We start from the raw sequence: 18,833 nt of genomic DNA, 5'->3' as shown, positions 1-18,833 counted from the left end.
TGAAAAGTTTGTTGCTTCTTTAGTAAAACCTAATAAGTCTACACAAACTACTATTTAATAAAACCTAATAGAGAGGGAGTAAAGGATATGAAGACAGGTCGATTAATTTTATTAAATATCATCATTTTAATTATCCTAGTAGGCGGAGGATTTGCTGCATATTCCTACTACAACAACACTGTAAATTATATATCAACAGATAATGCACAAATTGCAGGTCAGCAAGTCACTATTTCCGCTCCGGCCAGTGGGAAATTAACCAAGTGGGATGCAAAGCTTGGAGACCACTTTACCAAAGATGAGCAAATTGGTTCCGTAATTACTGCAGGTACTGGAGCTGGGACCGCACCTGCGGAAATAAAGATTACCCTTCCAAGTGATGGAACGGTAGTCCAAACAAGTGCTGTCAAAGATTCATTTGTGGCAGCTGGGATGCCTTTAGCTCAAATGTTTGATCTCGAAAATTTATGGGTGACGGCCAATATCGAGGAAACCAGTATAGATGAAATAGCTGTTAATCAAGAAGTTGATATATATGTAGATGCCTTTCCAAACACGACATTAAAGGGAAGAGTGGAGAATATCGGTTTAGCTACATCTGGGACATTTTCGTTATTACCTAGTACAAATGCAAGCGGTAATTATACCAAAGTAACACAAGTCATCCCTGTTAAAATAGCCATTGAGGATTATAAGGGTCTCCAATTAGTCCCAGGTATGAATGTAACCGTGAGAGTCCATAAGTAGGTGAAAATATGTCGATTTATATTTCTGTTTATATTATTTTATGCATTTTGCTTTTATTCGTATTGAATTATTTATTTTTGAAAAAAAAGAAGAAGAATGCTAAAAGAGAAAGTGCCATTAATTCTAGGGTTTCTGAGGCGGACAATGAGGATTTACACTTGCAAGTGGAAGACCTATTAAAGGAATCTGCTATTCCTGAACCTGCCTTAGAATATGTCGAAGCAAATGTAAAACCAAAGCGAAAAGCAACTGGCAGATCAAGAATGCAAGATGCCAAAGAAGATTCAGGAAAAGGAAAAATTCTGGCAGCATTGATGTTGGGAGCTTTTGTTGCGATTTTAAATCAGACGCTATTGAATGTAGCAATCCCTCATATTATGACAGACTTAAATGTTTCAGCCACTACGGTTCAATGGCTTTCTACAGGGTATATGCTTGTAAATGGTATATTTATCCCAGTTACTGCCTATTTAATTGAAAAGTTTGGGACTAGGAAATTGTTTATCACTTCCGTGTTTCTGTTTACATTTGGTTCCATAATTTGTTCATTTTCGGCAAATTTCAGTATGCTGATGGTTGGAAGGGTTGTTCAGGCTTCTGGTGCAGGGATTATAATGCCGCTATTAATGACCGTCTTTTTCTCTTTATATCCACCAGAGAAGCGAGGAAAAGCAATGGGGATTATGGGAGTGGTTATGCTGTTTGCACCAGCCATTGGTCCTACTTTGTCAGGGTGGATTGTAGAACATTATTCGTGGAGACTTTTATTTGATGTGGTAATTCCAATAGGTATTCTTGATTTAATTTTGAGTGTCTTTTGGATGAGAGATGTTACTGAGGTGACCAACCCGAAATTTGATTTCCCGGGTTTGTTATTTTCAACCTTGGGTTTTGGCTTCCTTTTATATGGCTTCAGCGAAGCTGGAAGCCATGGATGGTCCAGTGGTACAGTTGTAATCTCCTTAATAATAGGGGCAATCACCTTAATTGCCTTCGTTTGGAGAGAGCTGACTACTAAAAATCCGATGCTTGATTTACGTGTCTTTAAGTACGATATTTTCGCCTTAACCACCATTATCAGTATGATCATTAATATGGCAATGTTCGGAGCGATGATCTTGCTTCCGATTTATTTGCAAAACATTCGCGGCTTTACTGCTTTTGATTCTGGTCTATTGTTATTGCCTGGGGCAATTGTTATGGGTATCATGTCTCCGATTGCGGGAGCACTATTTGATAAAATGGGTGCAAGGTGGTTAGCAGTTATTGGTTTAACCATTACAGTGATCACTACTTGGCTCTTTACCCAATTGAGTATGACTACTAGTTTTAGTCATATATTATTACTTTACGTGTTAAGAATGTTCGGGATGTCTTTTTTAATGATGACAGTTATGACGGAAGGGCTAAATCAATTACCCCGCCATCTTGGGGCCCATGGAACAGCGGCTTCGAATACAGCAAGGCAGGTTGCCGGCAGCATAGGTACAGCCTTTTTAGTAACGGTGATGACAACAAGACAGGGCGCTCACATGGGGGAATATTCGAATCTTATCACAAGTGTCAATCCTTTTATTGCAAGTAAGACAGTTCAAATTGGACAGGGCATCGCCGAATTGGCTCATTTGCCGGCCGCAGCAGGGAGCCAGATAGGGACGTTTTTGATTTATGGACAAACGATGAAGCAAGCCACAATCGATGGTATTAATGATTCGTTTATCGTGGCAACGGGAATCGCTATGGTCGCATTAATTCTCGCCTTCTTCATCAAACGGGCACGATTAAAAGAACAATAACAGGAAAGCAGCAGGGGAGAAATTACCTTGTTGCTTTTTAATTTAAAATTTCATAGAAATTCACAGCTTCGTAACAACTATTAAATTTATTCTAAAAATTCGGTGTTATAATAAAAGTGTAGAAGTTAATATATAAAATATTAACATCTTAGGAGACTCAACCAAACGTGTTCGTTCCGTTTGTGAACGAGTAGTAAGGATATTCCTTTAACACATTTGGCAAGTGGAGCGATGTAACATAATTGTTTATTGCCATGAAGCTGATTAGCCAAATAAAGGAATAATGAGTTTTTAAGATTTTGTTTCATTAAGGAATTTGAATTCCATTTATTCATGAGAATTAATTCCTTCAACGGAACAAGCACACACCGGCTGATATTTCAAAGTTTCCATTTAGAACAAATTTTTTCAGTAAAGGAATATAATTTGAAAAATAATATCGGCTGATGTCATGGTTGGGTCCCTTAAGATGTTACTGCTAATTAAGGAGCTGCTTCAAAAGGAAGTAGCTTCTTTTTATGTAGGAAATAATGGAAAATAATGTTTTTTATGCTTTAATAGAGCATATTAATATTAATAAAGTTAATGTTTCGATATAATTAAATATAGAAATCTAATTTGAAAGGGGCAAGATAATGACAGGAACACAAGAATTAAATGTTATTGCACAGCAGACCGCCATTATGGAAAAAATACAACACCGAAGATTAACAAAGAAAAAGCTTTTTCAGAGAGTTTTGTTAATCACTATTGGTGCCATATTAATGGCTGTTGGACTTGAAATTTTCCTCGTACCAAACAACGTTATTGATGGCGGAATTACCGGCATCTCCATCATGCTATCGTACCTTACTGGCTGGAAAATCGGTATTTTCCTTTTTATTCTAAATATCCCTTTTTTCTTTATTGGTTATAAACAAATCGGAAAAACCTTCGCTTTATCCACGCTTTATGGGATCATCGTTCTTTCCATTGCAACCACATTGCTCCATCCAGTCCCAGCTTTTACGCAAGATATTACCTTGGCCACTGTTTTTGGAGGTGTTGTCCTCGGTATTGGCGTAGGTATTGTAATTCGGTACGGAGGTTCCTTAGACGGTACCGAGATACTGGCAATTTTATTTAATAATAAACTGCCATTCTCAGTTGGAGAAATTATTATGTTCTTCAACCTTTTTATCCTTGGAAGTGCTGGATTTGTTTTCTCGTGGGACCGTGCTATGTATTCACTAATTGCCTATTTTGTAGCTTACAAAACGATTGATATTACGATTACAGGTCTGGATGAATCCAAATCAGTGTGGATCATCAGTGATAATGCCAAGGAAATCGGCGATGCAATATTAAGTCGACTTGGCCGTGGTGTTACTTACATCAATGGGGAAGGTGCCTATTCTGGAGATGATAAGAAGGTTATCTTTTGCGTTATCAACCGTCTTGAAGAGGCAAAATTGAAGGAAATCGTTACCGAAAATGACCAAAGTGCCTTTTTAGCAGTAGCAGATATTGCCGAAGTCAGAGGCGGCAGGTTTAAGAAGAGAGACATACATTAAAAATCATATTGTTGTAATTTTCTGATATTTAATGTCGTATTATGATGAATAAGGTAGGGTTAAACAATCAAGATTTGTCGTACTATGCGCTTACCTCGGAAATAAATAGGCGAAAAATGAAATATTTCCTAAAAAGATGGCATAAATTTATGCCATCTTTTTACGTATTATAGTAATAATTCATACACTTCATTTAATTGATAGGCCCTTTTTTCGTCCTGTTCTTCTTTTGCATAGTTAATTTCTTTAGGAAGAATGGCATTTAAAAAATTAATTTCTTTTTGGTTTAAATCCCTTACAAATGCTCCCTCCGATGAATAATGACCTCCCGAAAGCTTATGATATAATTGTTTACCTTCAGAGTGTTGGTCAGTATAATTTGATAATATTTCCCTAAGGTACCCTAATGTTTTATCCACGTGATCACCCATCCTTTCAATAGCTTATTTTTCGTCGAGAATTTTTTAATATACACTAGAATATGAAAGGATAAAGCCCTGTTAATTTTTGGAGGAAGTAATGATCCGATAACTTAAAATATCTTGGTATTTAAGTACAATATGGCCATGCTGGTTTAAAATATCAAATAATTCTGGTTCGAAGTTTTTGGAAAAATTAAATTCTGCTCCTTGGTTTCCAATAATCGGACTAAATTTTTTTAGTTTTAATTTTATTTTTTTAAAACCAGTACTTTCTAAAAGTCTTTTCCAGTCTTCCTCAAGCAAAATTGAATCCAAAGCGTAAAAATTTTTAATTTCCAATTCATCTTGGGGGGATAGTTTTTGGTTGATCGTCATTTCATTTGCAATAAGTCTTCCACCCTTTTTTAAAACCCTATAAAATTCTTTAAGAGCCGCAGGTTTATCAACAAAAGCTAAAACCGATTCGCAAATGATAAAATCGAAGGTTTCATCTTCAAAGGGAATACTTTCTATAGAGCCTTGAATTACTTGAATAGGAAGCTGCATGGTTTGAAACCGATTTTTTGCTTTTTCAATCATAATCGGATTGATCTCCAATCCAAATACCTTTGCCTTATACTGCTGAAATATATAAGCCGCAGTCTGGCCCGTGCCGCAGCCAGCATCCAAAATGATCGAATCCTTAGTAATACTTTCGTTTGAAAGGAGATGCTTTGTTAATTGGATTCCACCAGGATGTGCTCCGCCAACGCCAAACTTGGCCAAGAAATCAAAATATGTTAGGCCTCCCATAGACACCACCCAGTTTTCTTTTATGCATAGTATGTAAATAGGGGGAAAGAGGTTCATTAGTTTCATTTTAATGGAATAAAGAAATGTTTTAACAATAATAATATTATGTAAACTGAAATTAATATTATTTTTAAGAATTCCTGTTTACCACGGAATTTAGCATTTTCAAATTTCAATCACATATCCTTATATTACCATATTAAAAACCAATATTCATCGTCACCCTATGGATAAGTTGGAATGGAGTGTAAGTTATGTTTATCCGTCTTATTATCATCTTGATTTGGAAGATTTTAGATCCACTATTTTATCAATTTTCCCGATTACACTACATAAATGATCAATCAGTTTTTCGGGTTCGCATAACAAAATACAAAGGGGAAAAATTCGTTCTTTCTGATGGTACAATCATTTCCAAAAATGATTTCCTTTTAAAGATTCATTTACATAATGTTCAATTACTAAGTGAGTTTTTAAAAATAAAAAATGAACTTTCCAGAGCAAGAAAAATATATACGAGGGTATTAAAATCAATGCCATTGCTGGCAAGTTATTTAATGGAGCATCCTGAGGAAGAGAAGATTAAAGGTATTATTGGAATTACGACTATAAATAAGGGGGTAATATCGTTAGGCTTTGAATGTTTTTCACCCTCAAGTAAATGGTATCGGTTCTTTAAAAAGTTAGGCCAGCTCCCAATCATGTTACTTTCTAACTCGTCGTCAAAGTCAAATACACTTACCTATTTATTTTTATCTAAGGACATTCTATATGAAAAATACGGAAAAAAGCCTGCCAGCCATTAACAAAATAGGTTCTGTTTGCCCTTCATATTCAAATCAAAATTGCACAAATTAAGCAAATGGAAGGGATTTAATCTCTTCTATAACATGCTGAAGGAGTGCTGATAATGAAAAGCTTAAGAAAACAGCCTTTTTTCAATTTGTTTATGCCTAAACGGAAGAGCAGGGGGGCCATGTGGGCATCTCTCGTAGGCATAGGGTTGAGCGCTGCAGTACTTGGGGTAACAAAAGGAAAGCGTAAAGATATGGCACTTCCTATCCAAAATGCTGTGAAAAATATGGTGCCAAAGTTTAACAACATAAACACAATGAATACTGCTGCCTTAACGGAGTTCTCTGAAGAATTGTTAGAAAGTGCATTAAATAATAAACAATAAGTAAAAAGTCCGCATTTTGCGGACTTTTTAATATGGAGAATTTGGAATTTTTCTTGGAATATAATTCATGCCATCAGAAGAGTACAGCTTTATAATTAACAAGTTGCCAAGTGTTCTTGCCCTGATTAATACAGGCTGATTATACTTGTTCTTAAATTGAAAATCTGGACCATACCAACTAACCGTAGCATCACGGCCAGGAGGGATATACGGAACCTTTCTTGTGTGAGAAAATCGTTCTATAATTTGCAGACCAGCATTATCAACTGCATTAAAAAGAGTGGAAGACACTTGGCAGATTCCTCCGCCAACATCCTCTGAATATTCTCCTCTGACAATAACAGTGGCACGTTGGTACCCCCGTGAAACAGTACGTTTACCTACTACTCTGTTGAAGGAAAATGTCTCGCCAGGGAATACAACATAATTATTAATTGCCTCAGCTGCTAACTGAATATTAGTAGTACGGTTTTTATTCTGCGCATTAAAGGAAGTAACATAACGCCCAATTCTCATTCTGCCAATACTTTCAAGTAATTCACTATCCACCTTTGGATAGATCGTTGACATAGGTATTTCAAGTCTAGTTGGACTATGATTAAAAAAATATGTATAAACGTGCTCAGTAAAAGCTTGGCGGTTAATTTGGTACCCAACTTTTTCTGAGTGAATACTACCGTGTTGATCAAGATAGGCATTTTCAGGTGCGATAGAAAATTGTTTATCAAGTTGGTCCAAAAACTGGTTATATTTTTTCATATTTACAATCGGTAAATCTATGTATGGATTCGTAAAGTCCAATTGATTAATATGGGAAACAGGCTGGCCATCTTTTGTTATGAGTAAGCTAATTGGAGCATTTACTTGCTGTGCTAACAGCATACCTCCAAATATCCATGATAAAATCATTATCCCTTAACCCCCTCTTTATAATATAAGTCGAAATTTATCATTTCATGTAACAGAAAAAATTAATTGGAAAATTTTAAAAGAATTTCTAATTTATCCTTTACAAAGAACAAGAATTAAATTATTATCATTATTGATAATGATAATAAAAATTTAGGAGTTTAGATAAAGTGATGAAGGAATCTGCAGTTGACGTTATTTTGCATCCTGTCCGAATGAGAATTATTCAGTATTTAATTAATCAACAGCTAACCGCACAGCAATTAAAAGAGTTGCTTCCCGATATCCCACAAGCAACGTTATACCGAAATTTAAAAAAATTAGTTGAAGCAGAAGTCATTCATATCGTAGATGAAATTCCAAACCGCGGAACCATCGAGAAAGTGTACTCTATAAATAATGCCAGCAATACTTCTATCAGCCCTGCTGAAGTAAATAAGCTTTCAACTGATGACCTGATGAGTCTTTTCATCAAATTCATGGCGAATTTAATGGGGGAATATGAACGGTATATAAACCAAGAAAAAATTGATTTAGTCAATGATGGTGTTACTTTCCGGCAGGCATCCATGTACCTCAGTGATGAAGAATACAAAGAATTTATTAATGATCTTGTTGCTGTTTATTCAAAAATTATGAAATACGAGCCAACGAGGGATAGAAGAAGAAGAACAATCGCTACAATAATCATTCCAGAACAAAAGAAAGAATAGGGGGATTATATAATGACATTTAGGGAGAAAGAAGTAACAATTCAAAGTGGTGCAGCACTTAAGGGAACTTTATGTTTACCGGTAAATCATGAAGAAAAAACACCTGCTGTTTTAATCATTACAGGGTCAGGGAAATTGGACAGAAATGGTAAAGTTAATAAAAAACTTGATTTGAAGCTATATCGTCAATTAGCGGAATATTTAACCTCGATTGGTTTTATTAGCCTTAGATATGATAAGCGAGGTGTGGCCGCCAGTGAAGGGGATTTTTTAACAACTGGGCTGTGGGATTTAGTTGATGACGCCCAGGCTGCTATTAAATTTTTAAAAGACATTCCTGAAGTGGACGATGAAAAAATAATCGTACTAGGTCATAGTGAAGGAGCAGCTATTGGCACAGCATTAGCAGCTAGAGAAGACCTTGGAGGATTAATTTTACTATCTGGTGCCGTAGAAACATTAGGTGAAGCGTTAAAGAGACAAAGAGATATTGCCACAGAAGACATGATTAATGCCAATGGCTTTCAGGGATTTTTACTACGTTTACTTGGTGCACATAAAAAAGTGGAAAAACAAGCACAAAAGTTCTTAAAAAAAATTCTAAGCTCAACTGATGATGTCATGAAGCAAAATTTTGTAAAAATAAATGCGAAATGGATGCGTGAACATCTATCCTATAATGTCCGTGAAGATTTGGCAAAGGTTACCTGCCCTGTTCTTGCGATAACAGGAGCAAGGGATATTCAGGCAAATCCAACAGTACTAAAAGATTTACCCCTTTATGTAAAAGGGGATGCACAATATTTTGTCGTGGAAAATATGGGGCATTCATGTAAATATATAACAAAAGCGTCCACTATTTTTTCGATTAAAAAGGATCTTCCGATTGAAGCCGAATTGCCCGTTCATCCTGAATTGTTAAAGTTGTTGGCATCATGGCTTTCAGGACATTATGTAAGAAATCCAAAAGTAGAAACGGTAATTCTTTAATCCAAATAGTTTTGATAGTATTATAATAGAAGAGTTTTAAATTTAAGATTGGTGGTAACAAAAAGTGAGAATCAGAGTTTTATTGATGTTTATTTGTGCATTTCTTATTATTAACCCGATTTATCCAAAGGCGGATGAAAGTAGTAACGGAACTCATTATTCAGGCTGGCAATATGATAATGGAAAATGGTATTTCTATGGAAGCGATGGTGTCATGCGGCATGGGTGGCTAAATGATGATGGAAAATGGTATTTTCTTGACAGTGACGGAGTGATGAAAAAAGGCTGGCTTCAGTATAATGGAAAATGGTATTTTCTTGATGCAAGGGGAGTCATGCAGACAGGCTGGCTTTTCCACAATAACCGCTGGTACTATTTAAATCCATATGGAGCGATGCAAACAGGATGGGTTTATGTGGGCAGATGGTATTATCTTAATCAAAATGGCAGCTGGATTCCCAATACGATTGCCGATCATTTTACAACCATTTCAGAAAACAATCAACTTATCCTCGTAACCACAACAGGATATAACACGGTTAATGCAAAAATCCGGACCTTTGAAAAAATAGATAATAAATGGTATGAGAAATTAACCATCAACGGGTACATTGGGAAAGAAGGCTTTGCCACTGTAATGAGAGAAGGGGCGAAAAAGTCACCAAGAGGAAAATATACGATTGGAACAGCATTCGGCCGTTATCAAAACCCGGGAACAAAACTCCCATACCGCCAAATCACTCCAGATGATGTTTGGGTAGACGATTCGAGTTCTTCACTATATAACACTTGGCAAAAAGCTTCTGAAAATCAAGGACGATGGAGTAGTGCTGAGAAAATGGATGTCTCGCCCTATAACTATGGCTTTGTCATTAATTACAATACAGCGGAAAGAATTCCAGGTGCAGGTTCAGCTATCTTTTTTCATGTAGCAAGCAGCTATACACTTGGATGCACTGGGACGGCGCAAACGAATGTTCTTTCAATATTAAGATGGCTGGATCCTGCAAAACGTCCAATTATCATCCAAACTCCAGAAAGTGAATTCAACAAATATTAAAAGGACAATTAAGGAGGGGGGCTAAAAACTGGCTACCCTCTTTTTTAGGTAGGATAATGAAAAATTTGTAGAAATATAGTATAGTATCAACAGATATCATTTGAATAGGAATGTGCTAGCAGTTTGTTAACAGAAAGATAGGAGTGTTTACCATGAGTGAAAGCGAAAGAATCCAATTAAATGTAAGAATTTCTAAGGATACTTCAGCAAAGCTGGATGAAATTGTCGAGTATTACCAACAAGGCTTAAAGCTCGGACGGATTTATAAAGGAGATGTTTTAACGGATATTATTGAAAAATCGTATGAAGTAATGAACAAGCAAAAGAAAGGAATTAAGAGATTTTAGCAGCCAATGGGTCGAGACTTTTTTTATGTTTCTCGATCTTTTTTAATATCCTTGGTTGAATATTAATTGTAAATTTATTAGAATATTTAGAAAAGAATTTGAATATTTAAGTTTTGAATGTATAATTAAATTAAAACATACCAACCGGTTAGTACAAAGGTGGGTAGTTTTGAACGCGCTTACATATTATCAGATCATTTCGGAAGGAAAGGTTGGGGATTTTTATGAGATTACTAGGAAAAGCAGCAATTGTTACTGGCGGAGGGGGCGGAATTGGACGCTCTACTGCAATCCTTTTTGCAAAAGAGGGGGCAAAAGTAGCAGTTGCAGATATCGATTCACTATTGGGAGAAGAAACGGTCAGCCTAATAAAAGAGACAGGCGGCGAGGCCATTTTTGTTAAAACGGATGTTTCTGATTCAAGTCAAATTAAAGACCTAATCAATATTACAACAAATGCCTTTGGCGGACTCCATATCATGTTTAATAATGCAGGCATCGGGAATTCAGAGGTAAGAAGCGTTGATATTACGGAAGAAGAGTGGGACCGAGTAGTCGATATTAATTTAAAAGGAGTTTTCTTAGGGATTAAGTATGCTGTCCCAGAGTTAATCAAGGCAGGCGGCGGTGCGATTATTAACACTTCTAGTTTATTAGGGTTAAAAGGTCAAAAATATGTGGCCCCGTATAATGCATCAAAAGCAGGGGTTGTGGTCCTTACTCAAAATGCGGCACTTGAGTATGGAAAATACAATATTCGTGTGAACGCCATTGCACCAGGAGTAATTGATACAAAAATCATTGATAACTGGAAGCAAAATGAAAGGAAATGGCCGATCATTTCGAAAGCCAATGCTCTTAGAAGAATCGGAACACCTGATGAAGTGGCTAAGGCGGTTTTATTTTTAGCATCCGACGAAGCATCCTTTGTTACTGGAACAACTCTTTCTGTTGATGGTGGAGGTCTAATCTTTTAAACACGTTAGACTATAAATAAATTTCTGGAGGAGAATTTATGACACAAGCAAACACCTGGCTGGCACAATATCCTGATTCCATTGCAAAAACTATTGAATTTCCAAATAAAACAGTAGGTCATGTCCTTCAAGAAACAGCGGAAAAATATCCAACGAATAACGCTCTTTCTTTTTATGGAAAAAAAATCACTTATCAGCAATTAAACGGACTTGTTCACTCGTTTACTTCTGCACTTCAACAAAATCAAGTTCAAAAAGGCGATCGAGTAGCGATTATGCTGCCAAACTGCCCTCAATATGTTGTGTCCTACTACGGAGCACTTACTGCTGGGGCAATTGTAACACAGGTGAATCCGATGTCGGTTGAGAGGGAGCTTGAATATATCCTGAAGGATTCAGGTGCGGAAACGATGATTGTTTTAGATGCTCTTTATCCAAGGGTAAAAAGCGTTCAAGCCCGGACAAATTTGAAGAATATCATTGTTGTCAGCTTACAGCCTGCAGAGCAGGATTTTAAACCTGATCGGAGCTTTGATAGCTTTCTGACAGAAGGAAACGGCTATGTCCTTCCAGTTGAATTTGAACCAGAGCATGATGTGGCTGTGCTTCAATATACAGGAGGAACCACCGGAAGATCAAAGGGAGCAATGCTGACACATAAAAATATCCTAGCCAATGTCATTCAGTGTTACGAATTTTTTAAACATGAATTTCAGGTTGGTAAGGAGCGCTGTTTAACAGTTATTCCTCTTTTCCATGTTTTTGGCATGAGTTCGTGTATGAATCTTTCCATATTTACGGCCGCTGAATCCATTATGCTTCCTCGTTTTGATTTAGAAGAGGTATTAAGTACAATTAAAAACGAGCAGCCGACTACCTTCCCAGGCGTTCCTACCATGTATGTAGCGATTACTAACCATCCGCGTGCAGAGGAATATGGAATCAGCAGTATTAAAACGTGCAATAGCGGCAGTGCACCAATGCCTATTGAATTGATGCGTGAATTTGAAGGCAAAACAGGTGCAAAAATACTGGAAGGATACGGCCTTTCAGAAGCTTCCCCTACCACACACTGCAACCCTCCATTCGCGGACAGAAAACCTGGCAGTGTTGGAATTGGTGTGCCTTCCACAGAATACAAAATTGTAGATTTGGAAACGGGAACGAAGGAATTGCCAGTTGGTGAACTTGGAGAAGTAATCATCAAAGGCCCGCAAATTATGAAGGGGTATTGGAATATGCCGGAAGAAACCGCCAATACCTTAAGGGATGGCTGGCTATATACCGGCGACATCGCCAAGGTGGATGAAGATGGCTACCTTTATATCGTTGATAGGAAGAAAGATATGATTATTGCTAGCGGCTATAATATTTATCCGCGAGATATTGAAGAGGTTCTTTATGAGCATCCTGCTGTTCAAGAGGCAGTGGTAATCGGGGTCCCTGACCCATACAGAGGTGAAGATGTAAAGGCTGTCCTCGTCCTGAAATCTGGAAAAAACGCTACAGATAAAGAAATTATTCAATATTGCAAGCAAAACCTGGCAGCCTATAAAGTTCCTCGTATTGTAGAGTTCCGGGACCAATTACCTAAAACAGGCGTCGGAAAAATCCTTCGCCGCACCTTAAGAGAAGAAGCTTTAAATAAATAAGTTAATAGTCATTGTTAAGCTTGTACTATGTTGATTGGAGCGGAAGGAGCGAAGACTCCTGCGGGAGGACGGGGCAAAAGAGGCTCCCCGGACAGCCCGCGAATCGCTCGCGTATGGAGCGCAAATCAACAGACCATATTATACACGAATATTTAATGCCTACAGATTATTAATCCAAATGAATGTCTAGGAGGAAAAACCCTTATAAGATTCAAAGATGGATTATAAAGGAGAGATAGAGAATATGGTATAATTCCAGTAGACATTTAAGATTGCGAGGACATTAAGGTGAAAGAGAAAATAACAGCACAAAGCATTCGATTATTCGAAAAAAAGGGTTTTAGTGAGACATCGATTCAAGATATCGTAGATACTCTTGGAGTGACTAAGGGAACCTTTTACTATTATTTTTCGAGTAAAGAAGAACTATTAATGGATATACACCTAGGTTATATTGAAGATTTACTGAATCGACAAGAAAAAATAATTCATGATAATTCTAAGACATACAAAGAGAAATTATTTGAAGTTGTATACATGCTCATATCGGATATTGAGACAAGAGGATTGGCAGCAAAGATTTTTTTCAGAGAAATGAAAAATATAAGTGAAGACCGGCGTGCTATTATTATTCCAAAACGAAATGAATTTAGGTTAAACATTGAAGAGTTAATCAAGGCCGGCATGGAGGCAGGGGAATTCCGCCCTAATCTGAATGCATCGATACTCTCCTTTGGCATACTAGGGGTTACAAACTGGAGTTATCATTGGTTTAATCCTGAGGGTAATTGCTCAGACCGGGAAGTTGCCGAGATTTTTGTCGAAATGATTTTAAAGGGGATTCAAATAAATTGACGAAAAATTGAGAGAGGGTTTTATTAAAGTTTTAACCCCCTCTCTTTTTTAGCTAATGTAACATACTAACTGGTTAGTATTGTTTGAATTTTGAAATTTCAATGAGGGAGTGAAATTTAGTATGGCTCAATATATTACCGTTGAAAAAGAAAATAACATTGCAATAGTTACATTGAATCGACCGCCGTTAAATGTCTTAAGTAAACAAGTTTTTCATGAATTGCATCTTGCATTTCAAGAATTAAAGGATGACTTAGAGGTTGTAGCTGTTTTGGTGACGGGAGCAGGTACTAAGGCATTTGCTGCTGGAGCGGATATTAAGGAATTTCCGCAAATGATGGGGAATCCAAATATGAATCAAAATGTAAGGAACAGTCATATTGCATTGAATTTTATTGATGAATTTCCCAAGCCAACCATTGCCGTATTAAATGGCCTAACCTTTGGCGGCGGCTGTGAGCTGGCACTAGCATGTGACATCCGAATTGTGGAGGAACATGCGCAAATTGGATTGCCTGAAATCAAACTTGGCTTATTCCCTGGCGGGGGAGGAACCCAGCGGCTTCCTAGATTGGTTGGAGAAGCAAAAGCTAAAGAATTAATGTTTACAGGCGATCCGATTTCTGCACAGGAAGCCGAAAAAATTGGCCTTGTAAATCGTCTTGTCCCAAGCGGTGAAGGGTTGACTAGCGCAAAAGAATTGGCGAAGAGAATTTCTAGGCATTCATTACAGGCGCTTTCCCGAATAAAAAAATCAGTCGACGAAGGGTTAAACCAGCCCCTGACTGAAGGAATTGAACTTGAGGCTGCACTTTTTGCAGAAATTTTCCAGACAGAGGACATAAAAGAGGGAGTCCAGGCATTTCTTGAAAAAAGAAAACCGGTTTTCCAACATCGCTAAGCAGAAAAATAAGGTGATAATTAGTCTGAATTTTCTAAAATGTAGGGAGGAAAAATATGCCTCAGCAAATGAATAAAGATACTATTCCTGTTCGAAAAGGGGAAGAATTGAATCTCATTGCTCTAGAAAAATATTTACATGAGAATATTAAATCTCTGCCAAAAGCGCCCCTGGAGGTTTTGCAATTTTCCGCGGGTCACTCGAACTTGACCTATCAATTAAAAATGGGGAATTGGGAGGCAGTCTTGCGCCGTCCCCCACTGGGGCCGGTTGCACCGAAAGCTCATGATATGGAGCGTGAATTTAGAATTCTATCCGAACTTAACCCCATCTTCGCTGCTGCTCCAAAGCCGATACTCTTTTCAGATAATCAGGAAATTGTCGGCAGTACATTTTTCATCATGGAAAGAAAAAATGGAATTGTTTTAGATACTTCTTTTCCTGAAGGGATAGTGGTTTCACCTGAACTTTGCAAACAAATCTCTGAAATAATGGTTGATAATCTAGTGAAATTGCATTCTCTTAATTACAAAGAAACAGGTCTTCCTGAAATTAGTAAACCTGTTGGGTTTATGGAGAGACAGGTGCATGGCTGGATTGGGCGGTATGAAAGAGCAAAGACAGAGGAAATTGAACAGGTTGATTCATTAAAACATTGGCTCGCTAATCATATTCCCAAACACTCAGAGGCAGCTATTATTCATTATGATTATAAATTGAATAATGCGATGCTTAATGAAAATTTTACTGAAATGGTAGGTTTATTTGATTGGGAGATGACCACAGTTGGGGATCCGCTTGTTGATCTTGGGGCAGCGATGAGTTATTGGAATCTTCCAGGTGATCCAGAAACCTTGAAAAAGGGAGATGGCAAGAATCCAGTTACCGCTGTCCATGATGGGTTTTTTACACGAAAAGAATTCATTGAGTTATATGCGAGAAAGAGTGGCAGGGATGTCTCTAATTTGCACTTTTATTTAACATTTGCCTACTTTAAGCTTGCAGTCATTTGCCAGCAAATCTACTTCCGTTATAAAAAAGGTCAGACAAGTGATAGCCGATTTGCCAATTTAGATAATTACGTCAAAGGTTTAATTCAGCATGCAACCATGGTTGCTAATGAAGAATTGTAGGAGGGCTTGATGATGAGATTTTCACAAACCATTGCACTCGTTACAGGTGCTGGAAGCGGGATAGGCAGGGCTGCAGCGGTTCGGCTGGCGAGTGAAGGGTCCAAGGTGATCTTAGTCGGCAGAACGAGAAGCAAGCTTGAAGAAACTGCCGCAGAAATTAATCAAAAAAGCAGAATTCCATTGGCGGAGGTATTTACAGCGGACTGTACGGATGCGGAGGATGTCGAGGAATTAGCGGAATATGTCCAGCAGCATTATGGCGACCTTCATGTACTCATAAATAACGCTGGAGGATCTCGCCATGGAAATATTTTGGAAATGCCGGAACAGGACTGGGACTGGGTTCAGGGTGTAAACCTTAAAAGCGTATTTCTCGTTTCAAAGACCCTTGGAAAAATAATGGTTGAAGGCGCCAAAAAAGAGGAGCATAACCGCGCCATTGTAAATGTTGCCTCCTTATCCGGACATCAAGCTGGGGCAGAAATTCCTCATTATAGTGCGGCCAAAGCAGGAGTCATTAATTTTACCAGAGCACTCGCATTAGAAATGTCGCAATATGGAATACGTGTAAACTCAGTCTCACCGGGATTTGTTGAGACGCCGCTAACGGAACGCGGACTGCAAAATGATCGCTTTGTAAAAGCCATTCAAAGAAATACTGCATTAAAAAGAGTAGGCATCCCAGAAGAAATTGCCAATGTTATTGCTTTTGCAGCCTCAAGCGAAGCCTCTTATATGACGGGTACTGATTTGCTTGTAGATGGCGGCTGGCTGATAAAATAAAAAATACTGGAGAGGAAGATAAGATTTGACTAACGAACATTTATTAATTGAAAAATTAGGTCCTGTATTATCATTAACATTAAACCGCCCTGAAAGCTTAAATGCGTTTAGTCCAGAAATGATATTAGGGTTGAAGGATGCACTAAGGAATGCTCAAAATGATGAAGATGTACAGGTAATTATTTTATCTGGCTCAGGCCGTTCGTTCAGTGCAGGCGGGGATGTTAAAAACATGGGGCAAGCGAAAGGTGTGCAAGTATATGAGCATATCGGTAAACTCAATGAATTGATTTTATTGATGAAAGAAACGGAAAAACCGATTATTGCTGCAGTTCACGGCTTTGCCGCCGGAGCAGGTTTCAATTTAGCCCTTGCTTGTGACCTGATTGTCGCTGCAGATGATAGTAAATTTGCTTTAAGCTTTTCACAGGTAGGGTTGATTTCTGATGGCGGAGGTTCCTATCACTTACCGCGCTTAATTGGGCCTCATCTCGCTAAACAATTTTTCTTTACGGCAGAGCCTATTACTGCAGAACGGCTTTATCAATTGGGGGTCATTAATTTTCTTTTCCCACTTGAAAAACTTCAGGAGGAAACTACGAAGCTCGCGTTGAAATTAGCACATGGTGCAGGAAAGGCCTTCGGCAAACAGAAAAAATTAGTTGATCAAGCATTCACTTCCACGTTGGAAGAGATTCTTGAACAAGAGCGCCTGATTCAAGTGTTAATGGTTGAAACAGAGGACCATCAGGAAGGCATCACAGCCTTTAAAGAAAAGAGAAAACCGGTATTTAAAGGAAAGTAGGAATGTAGAATGAAGGCAGTTCAACTAACAGAATTCGGCGGACCAGAGGTACTTAAATTAGTAGATTTGGAAAAACCTGTACCAGCGGGTCATGAAGTATTAATCGAGATAAAGGCAATTGGAGTAAATTATGCGGATACAGCAAGAAGGGAGGGTCAGTATGTCATTCATACACCACTTCCTTTTATTCCAGGAGCAGAAATTGCTGGTGTTGTCGTTGAAGTGGGCGAGAAGGTAACAAAAGTAACACCGGGTACAAGGGTCGTAACCTTAATTGAATCAAATGGGTATGCAGAATTTGCGATAGCAGACGAACGTTCGCTTATTCCTCTTCCGGAGCAGTTGGATTTCCGAACTGCGGCTGCCTTGCCTCTTCAAGGCTTAAGTGCCTACCATATTTTAAAGACGATGGGTCGTTTAGAAAAAGGAGAAAGCGTTCTTGTCCATGCAGCAGCCGGAGGGGTTGGAACGATTGCAGTTCAGCTTGCCAAGCTTTTTGGCGCTGGAAAAGTCATAGCAACTGCAAGCTCTCCTGAGAAATTAGAGCTGGCACGTGAAATGGGTGCGGATGTTCTTATTAATTATACGGAACCGGAATGGGAAAAGCAGGTGCTTGAGGCAACAAACGGAAAAGGGGTAGATGTTGCACTTGAAATGGCAGGTGGGGAGATATTTCATAAGACCTTAAGATGTATGGCCACGTTTGGCCGACTAGTTATATTCGGGGTAGCCAGCGGTGAACAGCCTAAATTTTATCCTTCATCGTTAATGGCTAGAAATCAATCGGTCATCGGATTCTTCCTCCCGCAAATCATGAGAAAGCCCGAATTGCTGCAGCCTAGTTTAGTAGAATTATTGACGTATTTAGGACAAGGGAAGCTTAAGCTTACAATTGGCGGGGTATTCCCACTAGATGAGGCAGCCAAGGTCCATTCTTTGCTGCAGTCGAGAAAAACCCAAGGAAAATTGATTTTGGAACCAAAATGGTAGGTGTTAATGCAGAAACACTTTTTGCCGGTGCACTTGCAAATTTTTTATGAAACAGAAGACCTGGACAATAGTCCGGGTTTTTTATTTGAGTATGTGTTAGAGGACATTGTTGTTTAGCAAACTGTTGATTGGAGCGGAAAGCGAAGCGCCTGGAGGGCAAATCATCAGCCAAATTTGAAAATATTAAAAAACTATGAACAAAGTATTAATTAGTAAAGAAGAATTGGG

At 38.1% G+C, this 18,833-nt stretch carries 20 protein-coding genes; 17 read left to right on the top strand and 3 right to left on the bottom strand.

What is annotated here, in order from left to right; all coding sequences use genetic code 11:
* The first annotated feature begins 87 nt into the window (after positions 1–87).
* The 3 genes from PH210_RS21135 to PH210_RS21125 all read left to right on the top strand — a co-directional run bounded on the left by PH210_RS21135 (position 88) and on the right by PH210_RS21125 (position 4,096).
* Positions 88–747, top strand: coding sequence for an HlyD family secretion protein (locus PH210_RS21135; RefSeq protein WP_289988218.1), 660 nt, complete (start codon positions 88–90; stop codon positions 745–747).
* Between the two features lie 8 nt (positions 748–755).
* Complete coding sequence (locus PH210_RS21130; RefSeq protein WP_289988215.1) at positions 756–2,543, top strand: DHA2 family efflux MFS transporter permease subunit; 1,788 nt, start codon at positions 756–758, stop codon at positions 2,541–2,543.
* Positions 2,544–3,226: 683 nt separating this feature from the next.
* The gene (locus tag PH210_RS21125) at positions 3,227–4,096 is read left to right on the top strand and encodes a YitT family protein (protein ID WP_483312135.1); all 870 of its coding nucleotides are present in this window, start codon (positions 3,227–3,229) and stop codon (positions 4,094–4,096) included.
* A 167-nt stretch (positions 4,097–4,263) separates the two neighbouring features.
* On the opposite strand, the gene PH210_RS21120 is transcribed toward PH210_RS21125, so the two are convergent.
* Positions 4,264–4,515 carry a sigma-G-dependent sporulation-specific acid-soluble spore protein CsgA gene (locus PH210_RS21120; protein WP_289988211.1) on the bottom strand — a complete coding sequence of 84 codons (252 nt, stop codon included), beginning with the start codon at positions 4,513–4,515 and terminating at the stop codon, positions 4,264–4,266.
* A gap of 81 nt (positions 4,516–4,596) precedes the next feature.
* Positions 4,597–5,310 (bottom strand): class I SAM-dependent methyltransferase, encoded by a 714-nt coding sequence (locus tag PH210_RS21115; RefSeq protein WP_289988209.1) that lies wholly within the window; start codon positions 5,308–5,310, stop codon positions 4,597–4,599.
* A 254-nt stretch (positions 5,311–5,564) separates the two neighbouring features.
* On the opposite strand from PH210_RS21115, the gene PH210_RS21110 reads away from it, so the two are divergent.
* Entirely contained in the window at positions 5,565–6,116 is a 552-nt protein-coding gene (locus PH210_RS21110) for a YkoP family protein (protein WP_289988206.1), read from the top strand.
* Between the two features lie 104 nt (positions 6,117–6,220).
* Complete coding sequence (locus PH210_RS21105) at positions 6,221–6,490, top strand: hypothetical protein (protein WP_289988203.1); 270 nt, start codon at positions 6,221–6,223, stop codon at positions 6,488–6,490.
* Between the two features lie 27 nt (positions 6,491–6,517).
* Here PH210_RS21105 and PH210_RS21100 read toward each other — a convergent pair whose 3' ends face one another.
* Positions 6,518–7,399, bottom strand: a complete 882-nt coding sequence (locus tag PH210_RS21100) for a VanW family protein (RefSeq protein ID WP_289988201.1) — start codon at positions 7,397–7,399, stop codon at positions 6,518–6,520.
* A gap of 173 nt (positions 7,400–7,572) precedes the next feature.
* Here PH210_RS21100 and PH210_RS21095 point away from each other — a divergent pair, with 173 nt between their 5' ends.
* From PH210_RS21095 to PH210_RS21040, 12 genes are all read left to right on the top strand, one after another.
* Positions 7,573–8,112 carry a helix-turn-helix domain-containing protein gene (locus tag PH210_RS21095; protein ID WP_289988383.1) on the top strand — a complete coding sequence of 180 codons (540 nt, stop codon included), beginning with the start codon at positions 7,573–7,575 and terminating at the stop codon, positions 8,110–8,112.
* Positions 8,113–8,124: 12 nt separating this feature from the next.
* On the top strand, positions 8,125–9,102 hold the full coding sequence (locus tag PH210_RS21090; protein WP_289988199.1) for an alpha/beta hydrolase: 978 nt from the start codon (positions 8,125–8,127) through the stop codon (positions 9,100–9,102).
* A 64-nt stretch (positions 9,103–9,166) separates the two neighbouring features.
* On the top strand, positions 9,167–10,162 hold the full coding sequence (locus PH210_RS21085; RefSeq protein WP_289988197.1) for a L,D-transpeptidase family protein: 996 nt from the start codon (positions 9,167–9,169) through the stop codon (positions 10,160–10,162).
* Between the two features lie 152 nt (positions 10,163–10,314).
* Positions 10,315–10,509, top strand: coding sequence for a hypothetical protein (locus PH210_RS21080; protein ID WP_289988195.1), 195 nt, complete (start codon positions 10,315–10,317; stop codon positions 10,507–10,509).
* Positions 10,510–10,733: 224 nt separating this feature from the next.
* Positions 10,734–11,486, top strand: a complete 753-nt coding sequence (locus PH210_RS21075; RefSeq protein WP_289988192.1) for an SDR family NAD(P)-dependent oxidoreductase — start codon at positions 10,734–10,736, stop codon at positions 11,484–11,486.
* Positions 11,487–11,524: 38 nt separating this feature from the next.
* Entirely contained in the window at positions 11,525–13,138 is a 1,614-nt protein-coding gene (locus tag PH210_RS21070; RefSeq protein WP_289988190.1) for a long-chain-fatty-acid--CoA ligase, read from the top strand.
* A 288-nt stretch (positions 13,139–13,426) separates the two neighbouring features.
* Positions 13,427–13,993 carry a TetR/AcrR family transcriptional regulator gene (locus tag PH210_RS21065; protein ID WP_289988189.1) on the top strand — a complete coding sequence of 189 codons (567 nt, stop codon included), beginning with the start codon at positions 13,427–13,429 and terminating at the stop codon, positions 13,991–13,993.
* Between the two features lie 121 nt (positions 13,994–14,114).
* Complete coding sequence (locus PH210_RS21060; RefSeq protein ID WP_289988187.1) at positions 14,115–14,894, top strand: enoyl-CoA hydratase/isomerase family protein; 780 nt, start codon at positions 14,115–14,117, stop codon at positions 14,892–14,894.
* A gap of 56 nt (positions 14,895–14,950) precedes the next feature.
* On the top strand, positions 14,951–16,027 hold the full coding sequence (locus PH210_RS21055; protein ID WP_289988186.1) for a phosphotransferase family protein: 1,077 nt from the start codon (positions 14,951–14,953) through the stop codon (positions 16,025–16,027).
* A 12-nt stretch (positions 16,028–16,039) separates the two neighbouring features.
* Positions 16,040–16,810 (top strand): SDR family NAD(P)-dependent oxidoreductase, encoded by a 771-nt coding sequence (locus PH210_RS21050; RefSeq protein WP_289988184.1) that lies wholly within the window; start codon positions 16,040–16,042, stop codon positions 16,808–16,810.
* 25 nt (positions 16,811–16,835) lie between these two features.
* Positions 16,836–17,615, top strand: a complete 780-nt coding sequence (locus tag PH210_RS21045; RefSeq protein WP_289988182.1) for an enoyl-CoA hydratase/isomerase family protein — start codon at positions 16,836–16,838, stop codon at positions 17,613–17,615.
* Positions 17,616–17,624: 9 nt separating this feature from the next.
* Positions 17,625–18,605, top strand: a complete 981-nt coding sequence (locus PH210_RS21040; protein ID WP_289988180.1) for a quinone oxidoreductase family protein — start codon at positions 17,625–17,627, stop codon at positions 18,603–18,605.
* Positions 18,606–18,833 lie beyond the last annotated feature (228 nt).

Origin of the sequence: Paenibacillus sp. BSR1-1 (assembly GCF_030403775.1) — a bacterium.
Classification (GTDB): domain Bacteria; phylum Bacillota; class Bacilli; order Bacillales; family Cytobacillaceae; genus Neobacillus.
The sequence above is the reverse complement of the archived record's forward strand: the minus strand, read 5'-3'. Positions and strand labels throughout refer to the sequence as shown.

Bases quoted from the DNA above. Each gene is read 5' to 3' on its own strand.
- PH210_RS21125 (WP_483312135.1), top strand. From the start codon at position 3,227: ATGGAAAAAATACAACACCGAAGATTAACAAAGAAAAAGCTTTTTCAG.
- PH210_RS21090 (WP_289988199.1), top strand. From the start codon at position 8,125: ATGACATTTAGGGAGAAAGAAGTAACAATTCAAAGTGGTGCAGCACTT.
- PH210_RS21115 (WP_289988209.1), bottom strand. From the start codon at position 5,310: ATGGGAGGCCTAACATATTTTGATTTCTTGGCCAAGTTTGGCGTTGGC.
- PH210_RS21040 (WP_289988180.1), top strand. From the start codon at position 17,625: ATGAAGGCAGTTCAACTAACAGAATTCGGCGGACCAGAGGTACTTAAA.
- PH210_RS21060 (WP_289988187.1), top strand. From the start codon at position 14,115: ATGGCTCAATATATTACCGTTGAAAAAGAAAATAACATTGCAATAGTT.
- PH210_RS21055 (WP_289988186.1), top strand. From the start codon at position 14,951: ATGCCTCAGCAAATGAATAAAGATACTATTCCTGTTCGAAAAGGGGAA.
- PH210_RS21135 (WP_289988218.1), top strand. From the start codon at position 88: ATGAAGACAGGTCGATTAATTTTATTAAATATCATCATTTTAATTATC.
- PH210_RS21080 (WP_289988195.1), top strand. From the start codon at position 10,315: ATGAGTGAAAGCGAAAGAATCCAATTAAATGTAAGAATTTCTAAGGAT.
- PH210_RS21075 (WP_289988192.1), top strand. From the start codon at position 10,734: ATGAGATTACTAGGAAAAGCAGCAATTGTTACTGGCGGAGGGGGCGGA.
- PH210_RS21050 (WP_289988184.1), top strand. From the start codon at position 16,040: ATGAGATTTTCACAAACCATTGCACTCGTTACAGGTGCTGGAAGCGGG.
- PH210_RS21130 (WP_289988215.1), top strand. From the start codon at position 756: ATGTCGATTTATATTTCTGTTTATATTATTTTATGCATTTTGCTTTTA.
- PH210_RS21070 (WP_289988190.1), top strand. From the start codon at position 11,525: ATGACACAAGCAAACACCTGGCTGGCACAATATCCTGATTCCATTGCA.
- PH210_RS21110 (WP_289988206.1), top strand. From the start codon at position 5,565: ATGTTTATCCGTCTTATTATCATCTTGATTTGGAAGATTTTAGATCCA.
- PH210_RS21105 (WP_289988203.1), top strand. From the start codon at position 6,221: ATGAAAAGCTTAAGAAAACAGCCTTTTTTCAATTTGTTTATGCCTAAA.
- PH210_RS21095 (WP_289988383.1), top strand. From the start codon at position 7,573: ATGAAGGAATCTGCAGTTGACGTTATTTTGCATCCTGTCCGAATGAGA.
- PH210_RS21100 (WP_289988201.1), bottom strand. From the start codon at position 7,399: ATGATTTTATCATGGATATTTGGAGGTATGCTGTTAGCACAGCAAGTA.